The sequence below is a fragment of the Streptomyces sp. NPDC048270 genome, from assembly GCF_040652335.1.
Classification (GTDB): domain Bacteria; phylum Actinomycetota; class Actinomycetes; order Streptomycetales; family Streptomycetaceae; genus Streptomyces.
The window spans coordinates 1-8,237 of record NZ_JBEZLV010000086.1 but is presented as its reverse complement, the minus strand read 5'-3'; the positions used below and the strand labels follow the sequence as shown (position 1 = coordinate 8,237).

General features: G+C 66.7%; 6 protein-coding genes and 3 pseudogenes. 6 read left to right on the top strand and 3 right to left on the bottom strand.

The annotated features are described in order from the left end of the window. Positions 1–278: 278 nt before the first annotated feature. Together AB0D66_RS33690 and AB0D66_RS33685 are read left to right on the top strand one after the other, a co-directional pair. Positions 279–647: a transposase gene (locus AB0D66_RS33690; protein ID WP_362310978.1), complete on the top strand. Its 369-nt coding sequence runs from the start codon at positions 279–281 to the stop codon at positions 645–647. 332 nt (positions 648–979) lie between these two features. After that, positions 980–1,342 carry an IS3 family transposase gene (locus AB0D66_RS33685; RefSeq protein WP_362310977.1) on the top strand — a complete coding sequence of 121 codons (363 nt, stop codon included), beginning with the start codon at positions 980–982 and terminating at the stop codon, positions 1,340–1,342. 133 nt (positions 1,343–1,475) lie between these two features. On the opposite strand, the gene AB0D66_RS33680 is transcribed toward AB0D66_RS33685, so the two are convergent. Together AB0D66_RS33680 and AB0D66_RS33675 are read right to left on the bottom strand one after the other, a co-directional pair. Further along, positions 1,476–2,774, bottom strand: a complete 1,299-nt coding sequence (locus AB0D66_RS33680) for a serine hydrolase (protein WP_362310976.1) — start codon at positions 2,772–2,774, stop codon at positions 1,476–1,478. 64 nt (positions 2,775–2,838) lie between these two features. Further along, on the bottom strand, positions 2,839–3,426 hold the full coding sequence (locus AB0D66_RS33675) for a hypothetical protein (RefSeq protein WP_362310975.1): 588 nt from the start codon (positions 3,424–3,426) through the stop codon (positions 2,839–2,841). 247 nt (positions 3,427–3,673) lie between these two features. On the opposite strand from AB0D66_RS33675, the gene AB0D66_RS33670 reads away from it, so the two are divergent. Further along, positions 3,674–4,330, top strand: a complete 657-nt coding sequence (locus tag AB0D66_RS33670; RefSeq protein WP_362310974.1) for a response regulator transcription factor — start codon at positions 3,674–3,676, stop codon at positions 4,328–4,330. Beyond that, positions 4,327–5,520 carry a HAMP domain-containing sensor histidine kinase gene (locus AB0D66_RS33665; protein WP_362310973.1) on the top strand — a complete coding sequence of 398 codons (1,194 nt, stop codon included), beginning with the start codon at positions 4,327–4,329 and terminating at the stop codon, positions 5,518–5,520. Before AB0D66_RS33670 ends, AB0D66_RS33665 begins: the two co-directional genes overlap by 4 nt. A gap of 105 nt (positions 5,521–5,625) precedes the next feature. Here AB0D66_RS33665 and AB0D66_RS33660 read toward each other — a convergent pair. After that, a pseudogene (locus AB0D66_RS33660) lies at positions 5,626–5,874 on the bottom strand (transposase); the annotation flags it as partial. A gap of 578 nt (positions 5,875–6,452) precedes the next feature. Between AB0D66_RS33660 and AB0D66_RS33655 the strand changes: the two are divergent. Then, positions 6,453–6,566 (top strand): annotated as a pseudogene (locus AB0D66_RS33655) (transposase); the annotation flags it as partial. 1,192 nt (positions 6,567–7,758) lie between these two features. Next, positions 7,759–7,905 (top strand): annotated as a pseudogene (locus AB0D66_RS33650) (IS30 family transposase); the annotation flags it as partial. Positions 7,906–8,237: the final 332 nt, after the last annotated feature.

The window sequence follows — 8,237 nt, the reverse complement described above, 5'->3', positions numbered from 1 at the left end:
GGCCGTCGCCACCATGCACAACCTCGCCATGACACGGTGAAAGAGCAGGTCAACCCGCCACACAGCCCTGCCCCCACCAGACCTTCTGCAACACCCTTTAGCTCGCGCGCCGGTGGGCCGAGGGATGCGACAACGCACAGACCCTGCTCGACGGGCTCACCGCCCGCGGCTACCAAGGGGGCCCGTAGGAGCGCCCGGCGATTCCTCAACGCACTGGCCCGGCACAACGGGCCACGAGCCGTTCCTCCACCACCACCCGCAGTCGCCGACGTCGTTCGGTGGATCATCGGCCGACCGGAAAACCAGAGCGACCAGGCTCGCCAGGACCTCAAGGTGTCTGCGGTCGCTGCCCGGAGCTAGCCGAGGCCAGCCGCCTGGCCCGCGGCTTCGCCACCATCCTGCGCCGCCGAGACGGGCACAGGCTCGGAGCCTGGCTCGCCCATGCAGACGAATCCGAGGTGAAAGAGATTCGCACCTTTGCCAACGGGCTCCGCAAGGACCTCTCCGCTGTCACCGCCGGACTCACACTCCCCCTAAGCTCCGGCGCCGTCGAAGGCAACGTCACGAGAATCAAGCTCCTCAAGCGCCAGCACTGCGGCCGGGCTGGCCCCGATCTCCTCCGCCGACGCATCCTCTTGGCCCACTGACCAACCCGCTTCACGGAAAGTGTCGAAGCCAGCACTCAAAGGCCATTGACACGCGAAACAGGCGGCGGCGAAGGCGCCGGATCTGATTTGCCGTGGCTTCACCGCATCCGAGGTGAATGCGAAGTACTGAGGTGATCCCCGTGGTGCGGACACACCGACCATGGATCTTGTTGATCTTGGAAGGCGTAGATCCCCATGGCAAGGCCCTCGAAGTCAGGTGCGGAGTTTTCGGTCCGACGCGATCGCCTGGTGGCGGACTGGGGCGGGCAGGGCACTCGTATCGGGGCGTCGAGGCTGATCTGAATGCCAACCCTGAGACGCTGCGGACCTGGGTGCGTGACGCCGATGACCGTCCGGCCGCCTCCGGCGAGTTGCAGGACACCGAGACCGAGCTGGTCCGGCTGCGCACGGAGAACACCAGGCGCCAGGGCGGAAAAGGGAATGGCATCACGAGCGGGATCCTGCGCCGGCGACAGCCTATTTCGCCCGGGATATGTCGGGTACGGGAGGTTTCCCACTCGGGCTACTACCGGTGGATCACCAGCGCTCAGGCGCGGGCGGCTGCCGAGGACGCTCTGGTCGAGGAGATCCGCGCAGTCCATGCCGGGCACCGCGGAAACTATGGCGCCCTGCGAGTCCACGCCGAACTGCGGGGCGTCGGCCACACGATCAACCGAAACGGGTCGCCCGGCTGATGCGCAAGCAAGGCATCATCGGCCGCCACCTGCGAAGAAAAAGGCGGACCACGGTCGTGGACGAGCTCGCGCCGCCGGCTCCCGGATCAAGCCCAGTGCAATCGCTGGGCCGTCCATAGTGGCCCGGCCGGGTTTAGCGGGTCCGCGTGAGCTGGGAGAGGAGCGAGGGCCTGTGGAGCCTGGCGGTCGTCACTAGCGAGACGGGGGCAGCGTGCGGTGAAGCCTGGGTCGTCACGGCGTGGGCGGCCGGGCTTCCGATGGCGGCGTTGGGGAGAAGGGCGCCATCGGGCTCGATGGTGACCTTCACGGTGCTTCCCGGAGGGCCGGTCGCCGTGATGTCCTGCGCGGCCCGGAGCGGCTGGCGATGGCCCGTTCCGTCGTCGAGGTGCGCAACGGTTTCCCCGGCCCGGATGACCGGTGTGCTCACGAGGCTGCGGTCTGCCGCGGTGAGCAGGGTGGTGGCGGCCGTCCGGAGGATCTCGGGTCTCTGTGGTTGCGCCATCACGGCGGTAACGACCAGGCGGTCGGCGCCCGCAATCACACGGTGGGCGGCGAAGACGAGGTTCCGTCCGGCGGGAGTGGTGGTCCCGGTCTTACCGGCGAAGACCCCCTGCTCGCCGAGCAAGGGGTTGGTGTTGAGGTGGCGCGCGCCGGAACGGTCGGTGTAGGAGGATCCGGCGAGCTCGGCGAACTCGGAGAGTCGCAGGGCCGCACTGAGGAGCTTAACCTGGTCCGCGGGCGTGCTGACCGTGGCGGGGTCAAAGCCTGTGGGATCGGTGTACGTGGTGGAGGTCATTCCGAGACGGCGTGCGGTCTGGTTCATCTCGGTGACGAAGGCCGCCCGGGTGCCGGCGTACCAACGGGCGATCTCGTCCGCGACGTTGTTCGCCGAGATGGCCAGTACGGCCTGAAGGGCCTGACGCTCGGTGAAGAGCTGCCCCGTGGTGACCGGTGTCAGGCTCTCGCCATTCGCCACCCGCGTGGGGTAGCGAGCAGCCTCTTCCGCGGAGACGGTGAAGGAGGGACCCTCTTCGTCGGCGCGCAGCGGGTAGCGGCTCAGGAAGAGGAAGGCCGTCATGACCTTGGCGATGCTTGCCGTGGGAACGGGCCGTTGGTCGGGCGACGACGCGGTGTCGTACCCGTCTATCATCACGGACGCCTGCCCCTCTGCGGGCCACGGCAGGAGCGGTGCCGTTCCAGGGAGGGCCCGTTCGATGGACAGGGGGCCGGTGACCGTGGGGGCCGGCAGCCCTCGCATCAGTTGGAAGCCGGTCACTGCCACCAGGCACAGCAGGACTACGACGCCCGCGGACACACGACGTCGCATGCGAACAGCCCGCATGTCCCGCTGGTGTTGGCGTGCGGCACGGTGGGTGAGACTAATCGGCCGGTCCGCCGTGTTGTTCGGAATGTTCGTCACGGGGTTTTCCAAGCTTGTATTCTGGCGTGTCAATTGACTGAGTGACTGGGCCGGCGATGGGGGGCCCGGCAGGCGATTACCGCTTAGAAATCACGACATCCGTAACGTCCGTGCCACCACCGCTGCCGGCGCCAACGGTGACCTTGCAGGTGTAGTCAGCAGCCTTGGAGCCTTGGATCTCGCACCCGATCCTGGATTCGGTGGAACCCTGGTAAAGCTTCAGGGTCGCATCACTCCCGACCTTCCAGAGCGTGGTGGTCTCCATCGCGGCATTGGGGAGTTTCACAGAGTTCAGATAGGAATAGGCGGACGAGTCAGCGACCGTTTGGCCCGCCTTCGGCTGACGGTGCGTTCCCTCGGATCCGAAGGGCGCGTGGCCGAGCGTCGAGGATTCGAGCAGGGTCATGACCTGCCCGGACCGGTTGGATACGCTCGTGACCACCCGCTGCTGCACCGACGTTCGCTCGCCGGAAGCGGTGGCGGCAGCCGAGCCCACGATGGCGCCGGGAGCCGGTTCGGGCTGAGCCACCTTGGCCGGGCTTCGAGTGGCAGCCGCACCCCCGGTGTTCGGTTCGGCTTGGGCCAGCGTAGCCATGCCGGCGACTCCCGTTGCAACAACGGTCGCGGCGGCGAGTGCAATGGCAATACTTTTGATCTTGCGCATGGGAACGTTCCTTTCCGATGGGCTCGCTGCAGAACTGCCCTATGAGGCAATCCGGTAGGATCTGAGGCCCACTGATTCTTCCGGCAGCGCCCTGTGACCTACTGGGGAGAATTTGACCACGCTCGCCGTGGGTCCACGGTAAGCCTTTTGCTCACCGTGTCCTTACATCGGCCCCGCATGATGGTGGATCGGCACGCCTTTGACACAGTGGGCGGAAATTCAACACGAGGGAAGCGGAGCTCAGAGAATGCGGATCTTGCTCGTCGAAGACGAGGAGCTGCTCGCCGAGGCGATCACCGAAGGCCTGCGCCTGGAGTCCTTCACCGTCGACGCCGTACACGACGGAGCGAGCGCGCTAGAGCGCTTGAGGTCGCACGAATACGACGTGATGGTGCTGGACCGTGACCTTCCAGTGGTACACGGCGATGAGGTCTGCCGCCGCGCCGTGGCCGCCAGCGGCGAAGTCCGCGTACTGATGCTCACGGTGTCCACCACCATCGCCGAACGGGTCGACGGGTTGAGCCTGGGTGCCGACGACTACCTGGCCAAGCCTTTCGCCTTCGGCGAGCTCGTGGCGCGGATCCGGGCGCTGGGCCGCCGCTCGACATCTGTGGTGCCCCCTGTCTTGGAGCGCTCCGGCATCCGACTGGACCCGCGTCACCAGGAGGTCCTTCGGGACGGTGCGCGCGTCGCCCTATCGCGCAAGGAGTTCGCCGTGCTGGAGGTGCTCCTGCGGGCGCAGGGCGCGGCGGTGCCCGCCGAGCAGTTGCTGGAGCGAGCCTGGGACGAGAACACCGATCCCTTCTCCACCATCGTCCGGGTCACGATGAACTCGCTCCGGCGCAAGCTCGGCGAACCCGATCCCATCGAGACAGTGACCGGCACCGGATATAGGCTGCGATGAAGGCTCTTGCCCGCTTCTGGCCGGCCAGTCTGCGGCTCCAGCTCACCCTGCTCTTCGGCACAATCTTCTTCATCGCCGCCACGGCAGTCCTCGCGGTGACCATGGTCCTGGTCGACAACTCGCTGCGCTACGCCTTGACTCTGGCCTTCGACGAGACCTGCAAGGACGCCGCTCAGCTCCAGTCGCTGCCTGCTCCCCTGCACGGTGGTAACGACACGACGAAGCAGGTCATCGCAGCCTCTATGCAGCAGAACCTGCTCCTCAAGGGTGCGGTGACCGTTTTGGTGGTGGGTGCGGTCGCGGTCACGGCGGCCTGGTTCGTATCAGGGCGGTTGCTTCGTCCACTGCAGGCGATCAGCTCCACGGCGAGCGCCATCGCGGGCCGCACCCTGCACCGACGGATAGCTCTGCGAGCCCGTCCCGGGGAGATCAAGATCCTGGCGGATTCCTTCGACAACATGCTCGACAGGCTTGATCAGGCATTCGCCGGCCAGGAGCGATTCATCGCCAACGCCGCGCATGAGTTGAAGACTCCCATCGCGGTGAACAGGACACTGGTCGAGGTAGCCATGAACCGGCGGGGAGCCCCACCGGAAGTTCTCCTCCTCGGCGAGAATCTGCTGTCCGTCTGCATGCGACACGAGCGGCTGATCGACGCCCTGCTCACCCTGGCCAGGGCCACCGACACCGTCACCGAACGAAGGCAACTGGACCTGGCCGACCTGGCGCGCAACGCCCTGGTCGGCACGGCGGACGAAGCAGCCGCGCGCAGTATCGACATCGACGCCGTACTAGCCCCCGCCCCCGCCACGGGCGACCCTGTACTGCTGGAGCAGGCGGTGCGTAATCTGGTCGACAACGCGGTCCGGTACAACATCACGGGGGGCGCGCTGAAGGTTCGGACCGCCCAGGGTCTGCACGGCGCGTCGGTGATGGTGAGCAACACCGGTCCCGAAATCGCCGATCATGAGGTTCCCGGACTGTTCATGCCATTCCGTCGCCTGACCGACCGAGTCGGTTCCACCCGTGGCAGTGGCCTCGGTCTGTCGATCGTCAGGGCGGTCGCCCAGGCGCACGGTGGTGAGGTTGCCGCGCGGCCCCGGCCCGGCGGCGGACTGGACACCGAGATGACCGTGCCCCAGCGGACCGCTTCGGTTGCCTCGGGCAATGAACTGCGTGATCAACTGTAACCATCTGTCAGCCACAGCTCGCCGTTCAGGAAGTGCTGGAACCAGATGCTGATGCCTTCCTGGCGGCGCGAAGTACCGGATTCTGCTTCGCTCCAAGGTAACCGTTCAGACGGGTCGCTTCCACTGCTCGACGTACTCCGTGACGATGGCGAGCGCCGTCGCAGGAACCGGCGAAGTACGAGGGCGCCGGAAGTCGGACTCCATCTCGACACGGTTGATCCGGCCGGTGTACTCGGCCCACAGGTAGCGGGAGCTGACCCATTTCAAGCTGTTGGCCAGCTTCGAGAGCGCCACCTTCGGTGGGTAGTGGATGAGCCGGTGGACGTGGTCGCCCTCGCTGTTGAACTCGCGTAGCGCTGGCCCGACCCCGAAACCTCGGGGGTGTTCCTCGCCATCCTGACCAGCAAGACTGAAGGCGCCAGCCGGAGAATTTTCGGGGTGGGCCCTCGCAACACCTCCCGCCACCCCCGAATGCGGGCACACCGCAGCGGAGAACCGCATAACAGGAGAAGTTCCACTGCGTCGCCGGCGGCCACTTGGCCCACGCGGACACCATGGGCGTGATCAACGTTATGAACCGGGCCTGGCTCGCCTGCTGTTACGCCAACCCGACGTAACAGGAAACCCCCGTCACTTAGCTTGATTCTGTCGGTGATCTTGGAGTTTCTCGGTGCGCTGAGGTAACGGTGGGCATGCTCGGGGTGTTCCGAGAGCCCGCGCAGTCGTCGAGGTGTCCGTTGTCGCTCCGTCCTCGTTCCGGTGGGCAAGTCCCGCCTTTGACCGCGCAGATCGCGCGGCGAGCCCCGGCCGTTACGACGGCGATGCGGGTGAGAGACCCCCTGGACGGGCTGTGGCGTGACGAGGACTTCGCGGACTGGTATCCGCGGGATGGGCATCCGGGCCTCTCGCCGGCCCAGCTGGCCACCGTCTGAGTGTTGCAGTTCGTGCTCGGCCTGTCGGGCCGGCAGGCCGCCGAGGCGGTCCGCTGCCGCATCGACTTCATGTACGCCATGGCCGTGGAGCTCGACGACCCCGGATACCACCACAGCGTGCTGGCCGACTTCCGCGACCGTCTCACCGACGGCGACCGTGCCGACCGTCTCCTCGACCTCGCCCTGGCCCGCGTCAAAGACCTGGTGCGCGAACGCACTACGCAGCGCACCGACTCCACCCACGTCCTGGCCGCGGTCCGTGACCTGACGCGGCTGGAGATGGTCACCGAGGCCCTCCGGACGCGCTGGAGGCGGTCGCACCTCGGCCGGGTGGGCTGGCAGTACACGGGAACCTCGGGAAAGATCGACAACTGTCAGATCAGAATGTTCGCTGCCTACGCGACCAGCCGCGGACGGGCTTTGGTGGACCGGGAGTTTTAGCTACTGGACTTGATTGGGTGGTGTCGAGGCTGTTCGTCTGACAGCGTCTGAACCGTTCCGGTAGCTGGGCTGTGAGGTACGCGCAGGCGGCGGCTTGACCGACGTCGAGAGGGGCCGCGCGGGAGCGGATCCGGCTGCAGGCCGTGGTCCGCTTCGAGGGCGGGGAGAAGAACAGAGAGAGCGCGACCGCGCTGCGGGTGAGCGAGGGTCGGTGGAACGCTGGCGCGGCCAATGGCGGGAGCGCGGTCAGGTCGGGGTCCACTCGAAGGGATCGCCGGGTCGGCCGAGACTGAGCGAATGACAAGTAGTCCGGCTTGAGCGGGAGTTGGAGCAGGGTCCACTGGTTCACGGCTGGGCGGATCAGCGGTGGATGCTGGCCCAGGTCAAGCTCGCCGGAACCGGCCTGACCATGGACGACTGACCGCCATCAGACCGACATCACCCATTCAAGTTCAGCACCCAAAGTCTGGACCGGCGACCGGGAACGCTGCCGGGCGGCGAGGATTCCCGATGGCGGGAGTTCTCGACCAAGGGTGAACTCGCGAAGGCGATGGTCACCCGCTGCCTGGCCGTGGGGCTGCCTGCCTCGTGGGTGACTGCGGATGATGAAGTTTCCCCATGATCGGACACGTTGTCCTTATGCCGCGAGGGCTTGACCTTGCCGGTGGTTTCGGCGCGGGCGGTGGCCCGGTCGGGCCACCAGCGGGTGCCGATCTCTTCTTTCATAACGGCCCAGGGGCTCTCCGCAGCGGCGTTGTCGAAGCAGGTCCCAGTCCTTCCCATGCTTTGCCGCCATCCCAACTCGCTGCAGGTTCCCCGTGCACGGTCGCAGAACAAGCCGCAGGGGCATGTCACCGCGGACGCCATCCTCAGTGAACGCCCCGCCGAGGCCGGGGACCGCGCGGTCCCCGGACACTGGGAAGGCGATTTCCTCATCGGGACGGGCCGCTCCGCGATCGGCACGCTCGTCGAGCGCAGCAGCCGCTCCACGCTCCTGGTGCACCTGCCCCGGCTCGAGGGCTGGGGCGAGAGTCCGGCCGTGAAGAACGGCCTCATCGACGAGCACCGGGACCGCTTCGGCGGCGTCGAGCCGATTTGCAGGACGCTCACCGAGTACGACTGCAAGATCGCCCCCTCTACCTACTATGCCCACCACAAACGCCAGGCAGCACCGTCCGCCAGGACCGTGCGCGACGCCGGCCTGAAGGAGTTGATCGTTGAATCCTTCGCGGTCAACTACCGTGTCTATGGCGAAGTCCTCGTCGTGCCACAGCCCGTCCAGCCGGTCTCTCACCCACATCGCCGTGGTGCCAGCCGGGTTGCTCGCCCGCGCGATCTGTGTGG